14 protein-coding genes are annotated in these 18,347 nt (G+C 73.0%); 8 read left to right on the top strand and 6 right to left on the bottom strand.

From position 1 onward, the window contains the following. Positions 1 to 49: 49 nt before the first annotated feature. The 6 genes from WME85_RS17465 (at position 50) to WME85_RS17440 (ending at position 6,798) form a co-directional block, all read left to right on the top strand. Positions 50 to 916 carry a hypothetical protein gene (locus WME85_RS17465; protein ID WP_437839673.1) on the top strand — a complete coding sequence of 289 codons (867 nt, stop codon included), beginning with the start codon at positions 50 to 52 and terminating at the stop codon, positions 914 to 916. A 162-nt stretch (positions 917 to 1,078) separates the two neighbouring features. Next, entirely contained in the window at positions 1,079 to 1,840 is a 762-nt protein-coding gene (locus tag WME85_RS17460; RefSeq protein WP_437839672.1) for a HEAT repeat domain-containing protein, read from the top strand. Positions 1,841 to 2,108: 268 nt separating this feature from the next. Beyond that, entirely contained in the window at positions 2,109 to 3,743 is a 1,635-nt protein-coding gene (locus WME85_RS17455; protein ID WP_437839670.1) for a hypothetical protein, read from the top strand. An 83-nt stretch (positions 3,744 to 3,826) separates the two neighbouring features. After that, complete coding sequence (locus WME85_RS17450) at positions 3,827 to 5,242, top strand: cytochrome c3 family protein (protein ID WP_437839669.1); 1,416 nt, start codon at positions 3,827 to 3,829, stop codon at positions 5,240 to 5,242. 108 nt (positions 5,243 to 5,350) lie between these two features. Beyond that, positions 5,351 to 5,605, top strand: coding sequence for a hypothetical protein (locus WME85_RS17445; protein WP_020735484.1), 255 nt, complete (start codon positions 5,351 to 5,353; stop codon positions 5,603 to 5,605). Between the two features lie 77 nt (positions 5,606 to 5,682). Next, complete coding sequence (locus WME85_RS17440; protein WP_437839668.1) at positions 5,683 to 6,798, top strand: hypothetical protein; 1,116 nt, start codon at positions 5,683 to 5,685, stop codon at positions 6,796 to 6,798. Positions 6,799 to 6,814: 16 nt separating this feature from the next. Here the strand turns inward: WME85_RS17440 and WME85_RS17435 are convergent, their stop codons facing one another. Continuing rightward, positions 6,815 to 7,711, bottom strand: a complete 897-nt coding sequence (locus WME85_RS17435; RefSeq protein WP_437839667.1) for a diguanylate cyclase — start codon at positions 7,709 to 7,711, stop codon at positions 6,815 to 6,817. 75 nt (positions 7,712 to 7,786) lie between these two features. On the opposite strand from WME85_RS17435, the gene WME85_RS17430 reads away from it, so the two are divergent. Then, positions 7,787 to 8,608: a DUF3105 domain-containing protein gene (locus tag WME85_RS17430; RefSeq protein ID WP_437839666.1), complete on the top strand. Its 822-nt coding sequence runs from the start codon at positions 7,787 to 7,789 to the stop codon at positions 8,606 to 8,608. A 71-nt stretch (positions 8,609 to 8,679) separates the two neighbouring features. After that, positions 8,680 to 13,146 carry a sigma 54-interacting transcriptional regulator gene (locus tag WME85_RS17425; RefSeq protein WP_437839665.1) on the top strand — a complete coding sequence of 1,489 codons (4,467 nt, stop codon included), beginning with the start codon at positions 8,680 to 8,682 and terminating at the stop codon, positions 13,144 to 13,146. A gap of 73 nt (positions 13,147 to 13,219) precedes the next feature. Here the strand turns inward: WME85_RS17425 and WME85_RS17420 are convergent, their stop codons facing one another. From WME85_RS17420 to WME85_RS17400, 5 genes are all read right to left on the bottom strand, one after another. Next, entirely contained in the window at positions 13,220 to 13,939 is a 720-nt protein-coding gene (locus WME85_RS17420) for an SCO family protein (protein WP_437839664.1), read from the bottom strand. 52 nt (positions 13,940 to 13,991) lie between these two features. Continuing rightward, on the bottom strand, positions 13,992 to 15,005 hold the full coding sequence (gene cyoE, locus WME85_RS17415; protein ID WP_437842315.1) for a heme o synthase: 1,014 nt from the start codon (positions 15,003 to 15,005) through the stop codon (positions 13,992 to 13,994). Positions 15,006 to 15,395: 390 nt separating this feature from the next. Beyond that, a complete protein-coding gene (locus tag WME85_RS17410) occupies positions 15,396 to 16,289 on the bottom strand; it encodes a carboxypeptidase regulatory-like domain-containing protein (protein WP_437839663.1) in 894 nt (297 codons plus the stop codon). A gap of 186 nt (positions 16,290 to 16,475) precedes the next feature. Then, positions 16,476 to 17,546, bottom strand: coding sequence for a hypothetical protein (locus WME85_RS17405; protein ID WP_437839662.1), 1,071 nt, complete (start codon positions 17,544 to 17,546; stop codon positions 16,476 to 16,478). 257 nt (positions 17,547 to 17,803) lie between these two features. Beyond that, positions 17,804 to 18,310 (bottom strand): T3SS (YopN, CesT) and YbjN peptide-binding chaperone 1, encoded by a 507-nt coding sequence (locus tag WME85_RS17400; protein WP_436617531.1) that lies wholly within the window; start codon positions 18,308 to 18,310, stop codon positions 17,804 to 17,806. Positions 18,311 to 18,347 lie beyond the last annotated feature (37 nt).

The raw sequence follows: 18,347 nt of genomic DNA, 5'->3' as shown, positions 1-18,347 counted from the left end.
GACGCCCAGCGCGAGACATGGGATGATTCAGCCAAAGACGGGGACAGGCATGATGCGTCGATTCGTCCAGAGCCTCTGCACCGTGGTGGCAGGGCTTACCGGCTGTGCACTTCTGATGACCGCTGCGCCCGCCGAGGCGCAGGAGATTCAGCTTACGGGCCCTCTGGCAGGCGCGCCCGCCGTGCGGAAGCTCCGGCTCCACCGCGACGGGCGGTTCGAGGTCGCTCCTGGCGCATCGTTCACGCTGCTGGACGAGTACCGGCGGACGATCATGCCGGGGATGCGCCTCACCTACCATCTCACCGACTGGTTCGGCATCGGCGCCTGGGGCGGCTACGGGTTCCAGTACAACACCGGGCTGACGGACGAGCTCCAGCGCGTGGCGATCGACGCGCGCGACTGCTCCAACCGGTCGTTCACCAAGGAGTGCCAGCTGACCAAGGTCAACCTGACGCGGGGCGACCTCACGAAGGATCAGCTCGCCCAGATCCAGTGGGTCGCGGCCCCCCAGCTCACGTTCGTGCCCTTCCGCGGCAAGCTGGCGCTGTTCTCCGAGCTCTTCGTGGACACCGACGTGAACTTCTTCGCGGGGTTCGCGGCCGTCGGGGTGAAGGAGCGCAAGGTGTGCACCACGAACTGCGCGAGCACCTTCGGGCTCGAGAGCCGCGTGGCCTTCGCGCCGACGTTCGGCCTCGGCTTGAACTTCTACCCGTCGGACTTCCTCGGCTTCGGCGCGGAGTGGCGCGCCCTGCCGTTCGCGTGGAATACTTCCGGCTTCGACAACCACGGTCTCGGCACGGATGAGGCGTTCCCCGACAACAAGGTGGACGACAAGGATCGCGAGTTCCACTTCACCAGCATGGTCACCGTGAGCCTGAGCATTCAATTCCCCACCGCCATCAAGACGACGGAGTAGACGGCCGCGCCGGCTCGGTTCGACCGAGCCGGCTCGTCCGGGACGACCCGGGCGAGGCGCGCCACTTGCCGGGGGCCACAAGCGCGGCCCCGGCCGTGGATAGCGGCGGCGATCGCCGGTCGGCTCGGACCGCGGCGGCGGGACAGCCACCAGAGGTCAGCGTTGGGTATTTTCGATTTTTTCCGCAAGAGCAATCCCCCCGCCGGAAGCGCCTCCTCCGACAAGAAGGTGGCCGGTCTGGCCAAGGTCGTCGCGGACAAGCGGGCGCAGACGTACGACCGCCTCGACGCCATCCAGTCGCTCGCCGCGATGAAGAACGCCGATGCCGCGGCGGCGCTCCTCCGGCGCTTCACGTTCTCGATCGACCCCTCGATCACCGATCAGGAAGAGAAGGATCTGGCGTTCCGGGGGGTCGTGGACGCCGGCAGGGACGCGGTGCCGGCCGTGGTCGAGTTCTGCCTCAAGGCCGAGGCGCTCACCTGGCCGCTCAAGATCCTGCGCGAGCTGCTCGACGAGGCCGACTACCGCACCGAGCTCGTCCGCCTGCTCGACCGGTTCGACACGGAGTACGCGCGCAACACCGAGCCGAAGCAGCAGCTCATCGTCGCGCTGGGCGACATCAAGGGTGACGACGTCCGGGTCGCGGTGGAGCGGTTCCTCGAGGACGTCAACGAGACGGTGCGGTTCCACGCCGTGCAGACCATCTTTTCCCAGGGCGACGAGGCGAGCACGCCAGCGCTGGTGAAGATCCTGGCCACCGAGGAGTCGGTCCGGGTGAAGAACAAGGTGGCCGAGGGGCTGCTGGGCCGGGGCTGGACGGTGCCGGCCGAGCTGCGGAGCGGCGCGAACCAGGCGCTCCAGGACTCGAACGGCTTCAGCGTCGGCCCGGACGGCAAGCTCCGGAAGGGCGCTGGATACGGCTGAGAGCGCGCTTTTGCGACAGCGCTGCTCGTCCTGCGATCGGGTTGACAGCATCACCGGGCCTGGACGAAACTCCCCGCCATGCTTGTCCAGCCCTCCGCGGCTGCTGTGAGCGAAGGCCGCGCAGATCGGCCCGCACAAGAGGAAAGCGAGCGCAGATTCCGTGACTGAGCACCGCTCGTCGATGGCGGAGCTCCCGTCACGACGCCGTGAGCTGCGCTCCTGCTCCGGCAGGACGCGGCCAGGAACGCCCCAACGAAGAGCGCGGAGCGTGTCGCTGTCACGCGCGCTTGCGGCTGCCTGCCTGTTGCCCTGCGCGCTCGCCCCGCGCGGGGCAGCCGCGGCCGACTTCGAGGTCGAGTCGACCACCGGCTTCCAGGCCTACGAGGTCGCGAGCCCCTGGGGGAACACGAACATCGAGCGACGGCGTCTCCTGCAGACGCTGGGGCTCGCTGTCTACAACCTCCAGGGCGACTCGGCCCCAGGCCAGGCCGACTACTCGGCGACCCTGCGGCTCCGGCTCGACGCGGACTTCGGGCTGAACGGCCACCTCGAGGGCGCGCAGCAGGGCGGCGAGACCGACTTCAGCGTCGCGGGCGGCTCTCGCTTCATCCCGGGGCTCCACGAGGCGCCGCTCGACCTGATGTACGCGTATGTCGAGGGCCGGAACGTCGCCAGCGGCTGGCTCGGCTTCCGGGTCGGCCGGCAGTACGTGAGCGACGTGCTCGGGTGGTGGTCGTTCGACGGCGCGCTCGTCCGGGTGACGACCCCCTATTACGTCCAGCTCGAGGCGTACGGCGGGCTCGAGCAGCGCGGCGGCTTGCCGCTCTCCACGTCGCGCTACGAGCGGCAGGGGGTCTGGCGCGGCAGCCGCCGCGGCTTCGGCAGCGACCGGACGCAGCCTGACAGCCCCGCCGACTTCCCGTCGTATCAGGAGGCCGCTCTGGCCCCGGCGTTCGGCGCCGCGCTGGAGAGCGCCGGGCCGAGCTTCCTCCACGGCCGGCTGACCTACCGGCGCGTCTACAACCTCGGGAGCTCGATCACCCAGCAGTTCCCGGACCAGGACGGAGGCGTCCAGACGACCGACGGGTCGCGCATCTCGCAGGAGCGGCTCGGGTACGCCGCCGACATCAACAAGGCGGATCTCGGCGGGATCAAGGGCGGCGTGACGTACGACCTCTACAACCAGCTCGTCGGCTCGTTCTACGGCGGCCTGGAGGTGTACGCGGGCAGCCGCGTCACGCTGGGCGCCGACGTCGACTACTTCGTTCCCACGTTCGACGCCGACTCGATCTGGAACTGGTTCACCCACGCTCCGATCACCACGATCACGGGCCGGGTGGCGGTCGACATCACCCGGGAGGTGGATCTCGCGGCCTGGGGCGGCACGCGGATGTGGACCGCCGAGGGGAACCCGGAGGAGTTCGGCGCGGATCAGTGCGAGACCGCGGACCTCCCGCGGAATTGCCTGGGGACGACCGTGCTCGATCCGTCGAGCGACAGCGATCTCGAGGACTTCGCGCGCGACGAGGCGAACCGCGCCGCGACGGTCACGACCGACGTGCTCGCGAACCTCGCGGGGCGTTACCGGACGCGCACGTCGACGGTCGAGCTGCGCGGGATGCTGCAGACCGGGGAGCGCGGGCGCCGGACCGGCGGCGATCTGTCGGGGGAGAAGCGGCTGCAGGGGCAGCGCTACGCGCTCGGAGCGCGGGTGTCGCTGTACAACTGGGAGGATCCTCTGAGACCTGACCGGGGCGCGACGTCGTTCGGGTATGTCCTCGGGGCCGGGTACCGGCCGGGCGAGGTCGCGGATTTCAAGCTCGAGTGGGAGCACGACATGAACCGGCTGGTAGGCCAGCGCTTCCGGGTCGTCGGCCTCGTGAACCTGCGGGTGGCGCCGTGAGCGAGGATCGCATGGACGCAACGCACGCAACGCACGCAACAGATGAACGCCGGCGCGGCGCGCGGCGGGACGAGGCGAGGTTCGTGCCCGGATGGGTCGCGATCGTCGCGTGCCTGGGCGCGCTGGCGCTCGCGATCGTGGGCCCCGAGGCGTCCGCGCAGCCGAAGTCGCCGGCGGCGACCGAGGACGACAGCGCGGCGGCGGACGACGCGGAGGAGGGCGACGCCGAGGAAGGCAGCGCCGAGCAGGGCGCCGAGGGCGCAGCGGGCGCGAAGCCGCCGCGCGGCGGGTACACGTCGGGCCTCCACCCGATGCCTGGCGACGCCGAGGTGCCGCTCGCGTGGATGCCGCCCGGGACGAGCGCGACGCCGGTGCCGAGCGACGAGATCTACCCGCCGCAGACGCTGACGATCCGCTTCAACCACAAGAAGCACGTCAAGGGGCTCAAGCAGACGTGCAAGTCGTGCCACGCGGCGGCTTACGCGAGCAACGCCGTGTCGGATCGGCTGCTGCCGAGGCCCGGCGAGACCTGCGACAACTGCCACGACGTCGATCACTCCGACCTCACCCAGGTGAAGGCGGGGACGAACGAGAACGGGCAGTGCGCCTACTGCCACATCGGGGAGGACGCGGGCAGCGGCGGAAAGGTGGCGCCGCTCGTCCTGCCGCACGCGAACCTCCGCTTCCCGCACCAGAAGCACGTGGGCCGGAACATCAAGTGCAGCCAGTGCCACGGCCGGGTCGATCGGCTCGAGCTCGCCACGCGCGAGCAGCTGCCGCGCATGGCGGGCTGCTTCACGTGCCACAACATGAGCGGCGCGGCCCAGGGCGACGCGAAGAGCGACTGCGACGTATGCCACCTGACGCGCCCCGACGGGCGGCTCGTGACCACGTTCGCCACGGGCGATCTGCTGCCACCCCGGTGGCTGCACAACGCGGGGCACACGCCCGACTGGCTCGAGCGTCACAAGCAGATCGCCGCGAACGACAGCGCCTTCTGCGGGACGTGCCACAGCGCGAACTACTGCACCGACTGCCATGACGGGAAGGTCCGTCCGCGCAACGTGCACCCGAACGACTTCCTCTCGATGCACGCGCAGGCGGCCCGACAGGACAATCCGCGCTGCGTGAGCTGCCATCAGGAGCAGACGTTCTGTGCAGACTGCCACCGGCGGACGGGCGTGGCGCGCGACGCGCCGAGCGCCACGCGGCCGACAGGGCGCCGCTTCCATCCGCCGCCGGCGGAGTGGACCACCGCGCCGCGGAGCGCGAAGCACCACGCCTGGGAAGCAGAGCGAAACCTGAATGCGTGCGTTTCCTGCCACACCGAGCGGGACTGCGCGACTTGCCACGCGACCCGGGGGATGTCAGGCGGGCAGGGGCTGAACCCGCATCCGCTCGGGTTCGAGAGCAAGTGCAAGACGGCGTTCTCCCGGAACCCGCGCCCCTGCCTCGTGTGCCATCAGTCGAGCGACACGTTCCTGCAGCGTTGCCAATGAAAAGTCAAAATCGGTCAGTATATTCCTTGCCCTGGCCTTCCGGCGACGGGTATAGCGAGGTGCGCGCGGCTTCCCTAACGATCGCCGCGAACGCCAAGGAGAACGGGCGTGAAGGAGCTGATCAAGTACCTGATCGACAACCTCTATCTCGATTTCCAGGGGGAAATCACGCTGGAGACAGTGCGGGGCTTCCTCCGCGAGGACGACGGACGGGAGGCACGGCAACTTTTGTCGAAGCTCATCGAGGAGAAAGGGGTCGACGACATGCTGATCACGCTGGCCGACTGTCTCAAGGAGCACATCCAGAGCGGGGTGAACGAGAAGGTCGTCCGCGAACAGCTCTCACTCTACGCCGAAAGCTGAGCAGGCCAGCCCGCGCGGCGCGCCTTGCTCCCCTTCCCTTCTGCCTCCTCGCGGCCCTCCCAACGGCGGGCTGCGACGTGGGCGAGGCCTCGTACCAGCCGGTCGACGCCCCTCCGGTGAACCTGATCGAGGCGCGGGCGACGACCAGCCTCGACCAGAACTACCAGCCCGTCCGAACCGCGCTCGATCCGAGCGGCGCCACCCAGGTGCTGTCGACCGCGAGCATCGTGCTGAAGTTCGATCGCTTCCTGCTGCCCGGCTCCGTGGACGCCGCGGCGGTCGGCCCCGACTTCGTGTGCCTCTCGGGCGACCTGGCCACGCAGGTCAAGACGCAGGCAGACTGCGTCAACCCGATCCCCCTCTCGGCGACGTACAACCCCGTCCAGCGGGAGGTGATCCTCCGCCAGGTCGAGGGCATGCCGGGGCTCGTCCCGGGCATCCGGTATGCGCTCACGGTCCTCAAGCCGGCGGACGAGTCGGCGCCGTCCGGCGTCCGCGCGTTCGACGGCGCGCCGCTGCGCGACAACGTGCGCGTCGAGTTCACCGTCGCGGCGACGAACCCGCCCCAGGCGATGCCGGAGTTCAGGCTGCCGAGCGGCGACTTCTACTGCCAGCGAGACCTCGAGTGCGTCGCGGCGATGTGCCCGGACGACCCCCTGTGCGGCACCTGCGTGAGGGGCGCGGCGATGCTCCTCTACACCTGCGTGGGCTGCCACATCCAGGGGAACCAGGCCGCGGGGCTGAACCTGAACGTGGGAGCGCCGCTGTTCAACCAGGTCGAGCCGCTCTACGAGACCGCGATCGGGCACGCCGCCCACCAGACCCAGATGGGCGAGCACGCGTACGTGGCGGACCAGACCCCGGAGCGCTTCGGCAGGGCCATGCCGCTCATCGACCCGAACAACCCGGGCAACAGCTACCTGCTCTACAAGATCATCGTCGGGGAGAGCGCGCTCGACGCCTCGTTGACCGGCGAGGCAGCCGAGCATCTCCGCGAGGAGACCGAGCGGCTGCGCGCCGCGTTCGTGATGGGGATGCCGATGCCGCCCCCGGAGTCAGGCCCCGCGTTCAGGTTCTTCCCCGAGCAGCCGGGCGATCCGTACCTCACGGCGTACGTGGACGGGTTCGACATCCTGTCCGCGTGGATCGTCGCCGGCGCCGTGCCGCGCGACTGCTCCACGCCGGCCCCGTGACGGCGCCGGCGCGCCGTCACATCACGCGGTTCCGCCCGCCCTTCTTCGCGTGGTAGAGCCGCTCGTCGGCGCGGCGGTAGAGCTCCATCGGCGAGACCGGCGCGTCCGGCGTGACGCCGGCGACGCCGAAGCTCGCGGTGACCGCGATCTCTCCTTCCTCGTAGCGGAACGGCGTGCGCTCCACGATCGTGCGCAGCTTCTCGGCGACGTGGCGCGCGCTCTCGACCGGGATCTCCGGGACGAGCAGCGCGAACTCCTCCCCGCCGACCCGCGCGAGGATGTCGTCGCGGCGGACGTTCGCGGCGGCGAGCGCGGCCATCTGGCGGAGCACCGCGTCGCCCGTGAGGTGCCCGCGCGTGTCGTTGATGCTCTTGAAATGATCGATGTCGAACATGACGAGCGAGAGGTGGCGATGGTAGCGGCACGCCCGCGACACCTCTCGCTCGAGCGCGACCTCGAAGGAGCGCTTGTTGTGGACCTGCGTCAGCCCATCGAAGGTCATCAGGCGGTAGATCTCTTCGTGGTACGAGAGCTCGACGTTCCCCCCCTGGATGAACTTGAAGATCGTCCGGCCGATCTTGACCTGGTCACCGTCCTTGAGCGCGCGCTCGTCGACGGAGACGTCGTTCACGTAGGTGCCATTGGTCGAGCCGAGATCGCGGACAACGTAGTTCATCCCCGTCCAGGAGATGCGCGCATGACGGCGGCTCACCGCCTCGTCGTCGAGCGGGATATCGGTCTGTATCGCGCGCCCGCACTCGATCGCCCCGGTCCCGAGCGCGATCCGGCGCCCGAGCTCCGTGCCGTAGATCACGACCAGGCACGCGGTGCCAGGCTCCACCGGGAGCGCGGGCGGCGCGATCGAGGTGCAGGTGACGAGCGTCTGCCGATGATCGTTCTCTTGCTTCGCCACGCTGGAGGACAAGTACACCAGAGCCGGCGTTCCAGGGCAACGCGCGTCGCGCGTCGGACATGGTAGCCTGCGGCCATGAAACGCGGCGGTTTCACGCGGATGTACGGGACTGTCACGGCGGCGGCTGCCGTGCTCACCGCGCCCTTGTGCGGGTGTGGTCAGAGCGCGCCCCCGCTCGACGAGCACGACGCCTCGACCTCACCGGGGTCGCCCGAGACTGTCACCCTCTTCCCGGACGCCCCGCCGCTCCCGGGCGAAGCCGAGTGCAAGGTCGTCATCCGGACGGGGATCGGCGTGACCGCCGCGCACGTGCCCGCGTGCACGCCCGTCCAGTACGCGACCAACCCACCGAGCGGCGGCGATCACTGGCCGCTGTGGGCCGAGTACAAGGGGTACGAGGCGGAGGTCCCGCGGGAGCTCTATGTGCACAACCTCGAGCACGGCGCGATCGTCCTCGCCTACCGGTGCCCCTCGACCGGCTGCGCGGAGATAAGGGCGACGCTCGAAGAGGTTCGCGCCGAGGCGACCTCCGACCCGCGGTGCCTCACGCTGTCCGGAGGGCCGGAGGCGCGCTTCGTGATCACGCCCGACGGCGCGCTGGACACCCCGGTCGCCGCCGCCGCCTGGGGCGCGACGTACACGGCGACGTGCCTCGACAAGGCGTCGCTCGCGCGCTTCGCAGCGGACCACTACGCCCAGGGCCCGGAGGACACGTGCAGCAACGCGGGGGCCGTCGATGTCGATCGGCCCGACGGCGGCGCGCCGAGCTGCGCGGGCGGGCCGCCGGATGGCGGCGGGGCCGGCGGCGGCGGGGCGGGCGGGGCCGGCGGCGGCGGGGCGGGCGGGGCCGGCGGCGGCGGGGCGGGCGGGGCCGGCGGCGGCCCCAAGGGACCGTAACCGGGTTGACAGGTGGCCCGCGGGCCACGAGCATCCAGGGGATGCTCGGATCGTCAACCCTGACACCTAGGTTGGCAGATCGCTTCCGGCTGCTGGAGCTCGCGGGCTCCGGCGGGTCGGCCGAGGTCTGGAAGGCCGCCGACCAGGAGCGCGGCGGCGTGGTGGCGCTCAAGATCGAACGGCGCGACCGCGGCGCGTCCCGGGAACAGCGCGCCGCGGTGCGGCGGGCCCTGGCCCGCGAGGCGCTGCACGCCGCCCTGGCGCTCTCGCCAAGGCTGCCAGAGCTCGTCGACGTCGGCTTGCTCCCGGCGCGGGCCGGCGCCGCGCGCGCAGAGGGCGCCCCGGGCGAGGAGGGGCGCGCCTTCGTGGCGATGCGCTGGATGGAGGGGCGATCCGTGGCCGAGGCCGTGCGCGGCGTGTCGCCGGGCGAGCGCGCGGCGTTCGCGCTCGCCGTCGCGCGCGACGCGGGCGAGGCGCTCGGCGACCTCCACGGCATCGGCCTGGCGCACGGAGATCTCAAGCCGGAGAACCTGATCCTGACGCCGGAGGGGCGGATCGGGATGATCGATCTGGGGCTCGCCTGCTCGATCCACGAGGCCTCCGTCGAAGGGGCGACGCTCCGGTACATGGCGCGCGCGGACGCGGAGCTCGGGGACGCGCGGGCGAGGGATCTGCTCGCGCTGGGGACGCTGCTCGCCGAGATCGCCTTACCCGACGTGGCGGCCGCGGCCGACCCCATCGGGGCGGCGCGCGCCGCGGTGGCCATCGAGAGCGCGGCGAGGGCGCCCCTCGTCGCGATCTGCAGGGCCCTGCTGTCGCCTGGCCCCGCGGCGCGCCCGTCGTCGGCGTGGGTCACCGAGTCGGCCCGCGCCGCCCTCGCCGGCGCGCAGCCGGCGCGCGATCCGTGCGCCGGGCAGCGTCCCGGGGCGGCCGGCGCGGAGCGCGACCGGCAGGACCGCGACGCGCGGCGCGTGCGCGCGGCGTACCTGCGCCTGCGCCGGCACGAGCTCGAGACCGCGCTCGGGGTGCGCGACGACGTGGCGTCGTGGCTCGCGGACGCGTTCGCGGTGGTGCAGCGGGCGCGCGCGCTCGCCGGCGCGGAGGTCGGCGCCGGCGAGCGCGCGCCGGCGAGCGCGCGCGCCGGCTCGCCGCCGGGCGAGGCGCAGCGGCTCGGGCGGCTCGGCCCGGACCGCGTCGCGCGGTGGCTGACCGCGCTCGTGGGGACGAGCGCCGCGGCGTGGCCGATGGGGATCATCGCGTCGGCGCCGGAGCGCGCGCTCGCGGACGCGCTCGTGGCCCTGGCGCGGCAGATCCCGCCGCGGGCGTGGACGTTCGCGGACGTGGAGGCGGCCGCGCTCGGGGACGGCGCGCGGCGGCGGAGCACAGCGGCGGCGAGGGACCGCGTCGCCGCGGCGGGCGCCCTGGAGGCGGAGCGCATCGGCGCGACGGAGGCGGCGGAGCTCGCGCTCGCGATCGCGCGGGTGCCGCCCGAGCCGCTCGCGCTCGAGGCGATCGAGCAGCGCGACGACGCCCCCGCCAGCCTGGTCGTCGCCGCGGCCAACGCGCTCCGGCTGCACGGCGATGTCGGGCGCGCGCGGAGCCTGGTCCTGCGCGCGTGCGTGCGCGACGCGAAGGAGGCGGCGCCGCTCGCCGCGGAGGTGCTGCGGCGCGCCGGGGATCGCGCCCTCGCCGAGGAGCGCGCCCGCGCCGCCATCGACGCCGACGCGGACCCGGACGGGCGCGCTGCCGCGGTGCTCGCGCGCATCGCGATCGACGCGGGGGCGCTGGGCGCCGCCGAGGCGCTCGCCGGGGAGGCGGTCACCGCGCCGCTCTGCGAGGTGCGCGCGCTGATCGCCGTGCTGCGCGGCGACACGGCGCGGGCGCTGGCCGAGGTGGCGCGCGGCGAGGCGCTCGCGAGCTCCGTCGAAGAGCTCGCGAGGATGGCGGCGGTGCGCGGCTACGCGTGGCACGCGAGCGATCCGGAGCGCGCGCACGCGTCGTTCAGCGCCGCTGTGGACTACGCCGTCCGCGCCGGGGCCGTGGTGGAGGAGGCGACCTACCGGACCGGCGAGGCCGCGGCGGCGGTGGACCTCGGCGATCTCGGCGGCGCGATCGCGACCTCGACCCGCGCGGCGCTGCTCTGGGAGCACCTCGGCCGGCCAGCGCAGGGGGCGCGCGCGCTGCTCGCGTGCGCGGCGGCCTACGCGACCGCGGGCCTCGCGCACGAGACCTGCCGGATGGCGGAGGACGCCATCGCGCGGGCCCGCGACGCCGGGGACGCGAGGGCGGAGGCCTACGCGCTGTGGGCGATCGCGGACGTGGCCGCCGCGCGCGGAGAAGGCGCCGCGAGCCCGGAGCTCGGGTCGCACCAAGGCGCGCGCGCGGCGGCGGCGCGGGCCGCGGCGCTCCTCGCGGGCGGCCCCGCGGAGGACGCGCTCCGGGCGGCGGCGCGGCTGCTGCGCCACGGCGCGGGCGAGCTCGATGGCGCCCGCGTCGACGAGCTCGACGAGCTCGCGAGCAGCCCGGAGATCGCGGCGGCCGCGCGGCTCGACTGGTGGGGCGCGCGCGCGGCGCGCGCGCTCGCGGCGGGCGACGGCGGCGGCGCGACCGCCGCGGACCACGTCGGCGACGCGATCGCCGCGGGCGACGGGCCGGGCGGCGCGGCGCGACCGGCGGAAGAGGGCGGCGTCCGCGATCGCGCGCTCGCCGCGCTCGCCGCGCTCGCGGGCGCCCGCGCGCCGATCGCGTCGCGCGGCCCGGCGCTCGCCGCGGCGCACGCGCTCGCGGTGAGGACCGGGCAGACGGACGTCGCGCACCGGGTCCTCGCGGCCCTCGCCGAGGCCGCGCGCGAGCTCTGCAGGCGCAACCCCGACGCGGGCTCGGCCAGCGCCTCCGCCGCCTCGCCCGCCGCGCCGGAGCTCTCGGGCGCGGTCCGGTCGCTGCCGTGGGTCGCGCGCGCGCGGGCGCTGCCGGAGGGCGGACTCGGGCCCGAGCAGGCGCGCGATCTCGAGGCGCTCGTCGGCGCGCTCGGCGAGCGCGAGCGGCTGGCGCCGCTGCTCGACCGGGTCGTCGACGCGCTCGTGCTCTGGACGGGCGTCGAGCGGGGGCTCTTGCTCCTGCCCGCGCCGAACGGGCGCCTCGTGCCGCGCGCGGCGCGCAACCTGGCGCGCTCCCAGCTCGGCGCGGAGCAGATCGAGCTGTCGCAGACGCTCGCGCGCCGCGCCCTGGAGGCGCGCGAGCCGGTCATCGCCGTCGACGCGGCGGGGGAGCTGCCGAGCGTGCACCGCAGCGTGCACGCGCTGAAGCTACGGAGCGTGCTCGCGGTGCCGCTCATCGCGCGCGGCGAGGCGATCGGCGTCGTCTACCTCGACGACCGCGTGCGCCGCGGCGCGTTCGGCGCGCGGGAGCTCCGGTGGGCGCGCGCCATCGCGTCGGTCGCGGCGCTCGCGATCGCGGACGCGCGCGCGCAGGTCGAGCTGCGCCGCGCCGCCCGCCGCGCGGAGCGCGCCTCGTCGCGGCTCGCCGACGAGCTCTCGCGGCGCGAGGCCGAGCTCGACGCGGCGGCGCTCGAGCTCGCCAGGGCGCGCGGCGGCCGGGACACGCGCTACAGGTACGACGCCATCGTCGGCGAGAGCGAGCCCGTCCGCGCGATGCTGCGCCTCGTCGACCGCGTGACCGCCTCCGAGGTGCCGGTGCTCATCAGCGGCGAGTCCGGCAGCGGCAAGGAGCTCGTGGCGCGGGCCATACACCAGAACGGCCCGCGCGCGGCGCACCCGTTCGTGACGGAGAACTGCGGCGCGATCCCGGAGGGCCTCCTCGAGTCGGCGCTGTTCGGCCACGTGCGCGGCGCGTTCACGGGCGCGGAGCGGCCGCGCGCCGGGCTCTTCGAGGTGGCGGATCGGGGCACGCTGTTCCTCGACGAGATCGGCGAGATGAGCCTCGGCATGCAGACGAAGCTGCTGCGCGTCCTCGAGGACGGCCTCGTGCGGCCGCTCGGCTCGGAGCGGGCGCGCAAGGTCGACGTGCGCGTCATCGCCGCGACGCACCGCGATCTGGAGGCGCTCGTCCGCGCCCGCGCGTTCCGCGAAGACCTCCTCTACCGGCTGAACATCATCACGATCCGGGTGCCCCCGCTGCGCGAACGGGCGACGGACGTGCCCCTCATCGTCCAGCACCTCATCTCCAAGCACAGCCGCGGCCCGATCCGCGTCACGCGCGGGGCCATGGAGCGGCTCTCTGCTCACGGGTGGCCGGGCAACGTGCGCCAGCTGGAGAACGAGATCCGGCGGGCGCTCGTGCTCTGCGACGGGACCATCGATCGAGAGCACCTGTCGCCGGACGTCGCGCACGGCGGCGGCGGCGCCGCGCCCGGCGACCTCGGCCTCAACGTCCGGGCGCGCATCGACGCGCTGGAGACGGAGCTCGTGCGCGAAGCGCTCGAGCGCACGCGCGGAAACCAGACCCAGGCCGCCAAGCTGCTGGGCCTGTCCAGGTTCGGACTGCAGAAGATGATCAAGCGGCTCGCGATCGACGTGTGAGCGCGACGCGTGAGCGCGACGCGTGAGGACGACGCCTCAGGGCGGCGCCGTGAGGGCCCCCGGGCGACCGCCGCTACTTCACGAGCGCGCCGGCGTCGCGCAGGATCGCGGAGATCCCCTCGTCGTTCGCCTCGTAGTAGCCGCGGATCACGCCCTCCTGGTCGACCAGCACGAGGCGCTCGCCATGGAAGATGCTGAAGATGCCGGGGCTCGACTCGTTCTTGCCCATCGCGATCTTGAAGCCCTTGATGATCGTCGACTCGATCTGGTCGAGGGGGCCTGTCAGGAGCGTCCAGCGCTCGAGCGGGAGCCTCTGCGACGCAGCGTAGGCTGCGAGCACCTCCGGCGTGTCGTTCTCCGGGTCGACGGTGAACGTCACGAGGTGCAACGCGCCGCCGAGGTCGCGGCTCCGGAGCTCGATCTCCTTCATGCGCTCCGTGAGCTTGGGGCAGACGGTCGGGCAGGTCGTGAAGATGAAATCCGCGATCGTGACGCGGCCCCGGAGCTGCTCCAGACCGAACCGCTGGCCCCGCTGATCGGTCAGCTCGAAGGCCGGCAAAGGGATGCGGATCGAGGGCGGCTCCGCGGCGTGACTGCGGACCGCGCGGCCCACGAAGAAGAGCGCGATGAGCCCGATCAACGAGACGAGCGCGATCCAGAGGAGCGGCCTGGGGACGCGCGCCCCGCTCCCGGGCCTCTGCGCGCGACCGCGATCGGACGGGAGCAGCGGGCCGCTCGGCTCTGCAGCAGGGAGGTCGCCGTTCGCTGGGCGCATCGGCTCGATGGACGCCATCGGACGATGGCTTAGGAGCCGGTACCCGGCGCGTCAAGCCGGCGGGCGCGGCTCACGCGCCGATCATCAGCGCGGCGAAGAGGAGCACCAGATACACCATGGAGGCGATGAAGACCTTGCGAGCCCAGCGGTCGCCGGCCCCCGCCAGGAGGCCGCGAGCGCCGAGACCGAAGAAGGCGCCGCCGAGGACGATCGCGGCGCCGAGGTAGACAGGACCCCCGACGCCGAGCGGCACGAAGAGCACCGAGGCCAGCACGAGCAGCGCGAGGTAGCCGACCATGTGGAGCCGCGTTGTGCGCTCCCCCTTCTCGATGGGCAGCACCTTGAGCCCGGCGCGCTGGTACTCCTCGCGACGGAACGTCGCGATCGCCAGGAAATGCGGGATCTGCCAGATGAACATGACCGCAAAGAGCAGGAAGCCAGGCGCGTCGATGCGCCCGGTGATGCTCGTCCACCCGAGCAGCGGGGGGATGGCGCCCGGGATCGCCCCGATCGGCAGCGCGAGCGTCGTCCGGCGCTTGAGCGGGGTGTAGACGAGCACGTAGCTGAGCAGCGCCAGCGCGGCGAGGGCGGCCGTGGTCGCGTTCACCCACGCGAACAGCAGCGGAATCGAGGTGGCCGAGAGCGCGATCCCGAACCAGAGCGCGACCTCGGGCGCGAGCCGCCGCGCCGGCAAGGGGCGGTTCCGCGTCCGATCCATCAGGAGATCCGTATCGCGCTCGATGTACATGTTGAGCACATTGGCGCCCGACACGACGAGGACCGTCCCGAGCAGCGCCAGGAGGAGCTGTGTCGCCGGCACCGCCGCGCGCTCCATCGCGGCCTCTCCGGCCAGCCCGGAGCGGAGATAGCGGCTCGCGACCCACATGCCGCCGAGCATCGTGGCGACCACCATGCGCGTGACGCGCGGCTTGGTGAGGCTCACCAGATCGGCCGCCGCCTTGAGCAGCGGGCGCGCGCTCGTGGGGAGCGCGCCGTCGTCATCGCCGTCGCTCGCGGACGGCTCGGCCTGGCGAGCGTAAGGGACCGGGACCGGAGCCCGCTCGGCGGCCTGCTCGACGCTCATGGTCACGCGCGCACCTCGCCGCCGTGTCCGGCGCGAGCGCCCAGCGCCAGCGCGACACCTCCGAAGACATCTGTACGCGGGGTAGCCAGGTCGGAAAACGACATCATCGCCGGGGCGCGGGTGGCAGGGTTGGACAACATCTGGGCCGGGAGACTAGCGCGCGCAACGCGGCTCGGGGAGTCGAGATCGTCAGTTGTTCGCGCTTGGCTGCGATAGGGGAAGAAACAGCGTTCGGCAACGGTCGCGGCGCGCGCGGCGCGCGCGACGTCAGAGCGCAGGCCTGCAGCAGGCGAGATCCGGGACGGGCCGCTCGCCTGCCCCGCTCGCTCCGCGCGGTCAGCCGAGCGGCCTCGGGCGCCGCCGCTCGCGCCCAGCGCGCCGGGTGCCTCCTCACCAAAGGCCCTTGAGCTCGTCCTTGTTTTCCGCCGGCTCAGGCTCGGTGCCGGCGTACGTGAACGTGACCTGGGCGGGCTTGTCGTCGGCGACAGAGACCTCGGCCGTCTTCAGGCCATAGCGCGGGTGCCACGCCTCGAGCTTGTACTTGCCGGCAGGGACCTTCTCGATCGTGAAGGAGCCGTCATCGCCGCTCACAGTGAAGAACGGGTGATCCGTCACCACGACAAAGCCGCGCATCCACGGGTGAATGTCGCAGGTGAGCTTGATGATGCCGTCCTTCCACGTCTTCGTGAGCGGGTCGCCGCCCCTCGGCTGCGCCTGGTTGAACAGCGTCTCAGAGCCCTTGTAGGTGTGCACGTTGTGCAGCGTCCGGTCGCTGTTCTTGATGTCGACCTGCTGGTCGGCGACCACGCCCTGGATGCGCGGCTCATACATGCAGTCCTTCTGGTCGACCACCGCGTGCGTGTCAGGCGCCTTCCAGCTGCCCTGCACGCCCCCGACAGCGATGCGCACGAAGGTGTCCTTGAGCTTGCCATCGTTGACGATGACAGCGTTGTACGCGACTTCCTTGTCCTGGCAGAACGGGGCGTCCTTGCGCGCGGTCGGGACCTTCATCTCGACCGGCTTGCCGGTGAACTTGACCACCCCCTTGATCGTCCCCTTGCCTTCGGGCGTCGGCGGCGACGCCGGCGCCGCCGCCTGTCCCGTGACCTGCGGCGCCTGCGGCGCCTGCGACGCCGCGCCGGGCTTCTCGGCCGAGGCAGCCGGCGCTGCGCCCGTCGTGGCCGCAGCACCTGTAGGCCGCGAGGGCTCCTCGGGACACCCGACGCCGAGCGTCAACGCGGCGAGCGCGAGGGCGGAGAGCGGGGCGAGATCGCGAGCGTGCATGGATGACTCTCCCGGGCCCGAGGCGCGCTACAGCAGCGACCCGGGTCGCGCCCCACCGGGCCTGCGTGGAGAGGACCGGCGGGACCGGACGGCCCCCACGTCATTGCGGCGGCGGGCAGCAGGTGGAACGCCGCGCGCTGATCTTCCGCGCAGCGAGGGCGTGCTTAACGAGTGTCGTCGCTCGCGTCAACCTGACGCGCCCCCGGTGGGGTCCGGTTTCCCGGGGCCCGGGAGCGCGGTCGAGGTGCGCTCGCGCTCGGTCGCGAGCACGGCCGCCCAGAACCCGCGCTCGTCCCGCGAGGCGAGCGCGACGCAGAGGGCGGCGATCACCAGCGAGAGCGCGCCGAGCGGCACCTCGGGGGCGCTGCGCGCGACGAGCAGCAGCGCCAGCGCGCCGCCCAGCGCCGGCAGCCGGGGCGGGGCGATGAGCGCGAGCGCGACGACGACCACCGAGAGCGCGGCGGCGAAGAGCTGCATCGACAGCGGCACCACCGGCGCGGGGCGGGTGAGCAGCCGGTCGAGCGCGCGGCGGAAGAGCGCCTCGACCATCGACGCGTCGTCCCCGGCGCCCGCGAGCGCCGCCCGCGTGGCGAGCAGCGCCGACGCGAGCGCCGCCAGCGAGAGCGGGCTCACGAGGCGCGGCCCCGGCCGGTCGGCGTCGCGCGGCCGCGCCTCGCGGCCCGCGCCGAGCGCGACCGTTCCGACGAGCACGGCCAGCGCGTCGAGCGCGAACGCGGCGGTCGCGACCGAGCTCGTCGCGCCGGCGAGCGCCTTCGAGCCGCGCTCGTTCGCCCAGACGGCCAGGAGGACGCCGGTGAGCCGCACGAGCGCGGAGGCGCCGACGAGCCCGAGCGCGGCCGCGACCGGCCGCATGAACGGGACGCGGAGCGCCTCCCAGGCGCTGCCGAGCGCGAGGGTCGCCGCGCTCACGCCGATGAGCGCCGCGGATAGATCGGGCACGCGCTGCACCGTCGCGTGCAGGACGACGAGGATCACGAAGCTGCCCGCGACGATCGCGGCGATCCGAAGCGCGTACGGGACGCGGCTCCGCACGACCGCGCCGATCAGCGCCATGGCCATCACGATGGCGCCGATCGCGAAGAGCTGCGACGCGCCGGCGCCGGCGAGCTCGACGATGTGGGCGGCGCGCTCGATGCCCACCGCCAGGCCGACCATCGCGGGCGCGAGCATGCGGCCGAGGACCATCGCGAGCAAGGCGAGCACGGCGAGCGCCCGGATCGGCGAGAGCACGGCCATGCCGGCGAGCGGGGGCCGCCCGGCGGTGGAGGACCGCGGCTCGGCGGGCGGTGCGTCGCTTCCCCGCGCGCCGCCAGCTGAGGCAGCGGGGTCCGACGCGGCGGCGCCGCCAGCTGAGGCAGCGGGGTCAGGCGCGGCGGAGGGAGGACGGCCTTCGGGGAGAGGAGGGCCTTCGGAAGAAGGAGTGCCGTCGCGGGGAGGAGGGCCTTCGGGGGGAAGATCGATGTTGAGGAGCATTGAAGAAGAGCGCCCGTCGCTCAGCCCTTGTCCCAGGCGCGGGGGACAGGGTCGAGATCGGTGAACACCGCGGCGGTGGCCGAGGCGTCGATCAGGTCCTGCATCCGCTGGCCGCCGGCCTCCTCGACGATGCGATCGTCGTACTCATCCGCGAGCACCGACAGATCGCGGAGGGCGACCAGGAGCTCGTCGGCGTCGAGCGTCTCGCCGCCGAGGAGCGTGTGAACGATGACCACACACGAGCCCTGCGCGACGTACCCGAACGCGCCGAAGCGGATGCGCGCGTTCAGGCGGAGCAGCTTCATCGCGAGATCCGGCGTCATCTCGACGCCGCGGGCGAGCTGAGCGACGAGCCGCACGAGCGCGCGATCCGGCGCCCACGGCAGGACATGGAGGTAAACGTACGCCGTCCCCTGGCGGACGACGTAGAACTGCGGCTCGACCCGGGTGAACGCCGGGGAATCCGCGAGCGCCGCCTCGATGCGCGCGTTGGTCACTTGAACGGCCGCGTCGGAATCCTTCGGCATGACGCCGAGGATACATCGCCGCGGTCCCGATGCAGAG

The organism is Sorangium sp. So ce1153 (assembly GCF_051521595.1).
GTDB lineage: Bacteria > Myxococcota_A > Polyangia > Polyangiales > Polyangiaceae > Sorangium.
The sequence above is the reverse complement of the archived record's forward strand: the minus strand, read 5'-3'. Positions and strand labels throughout refer to the sequence as shown.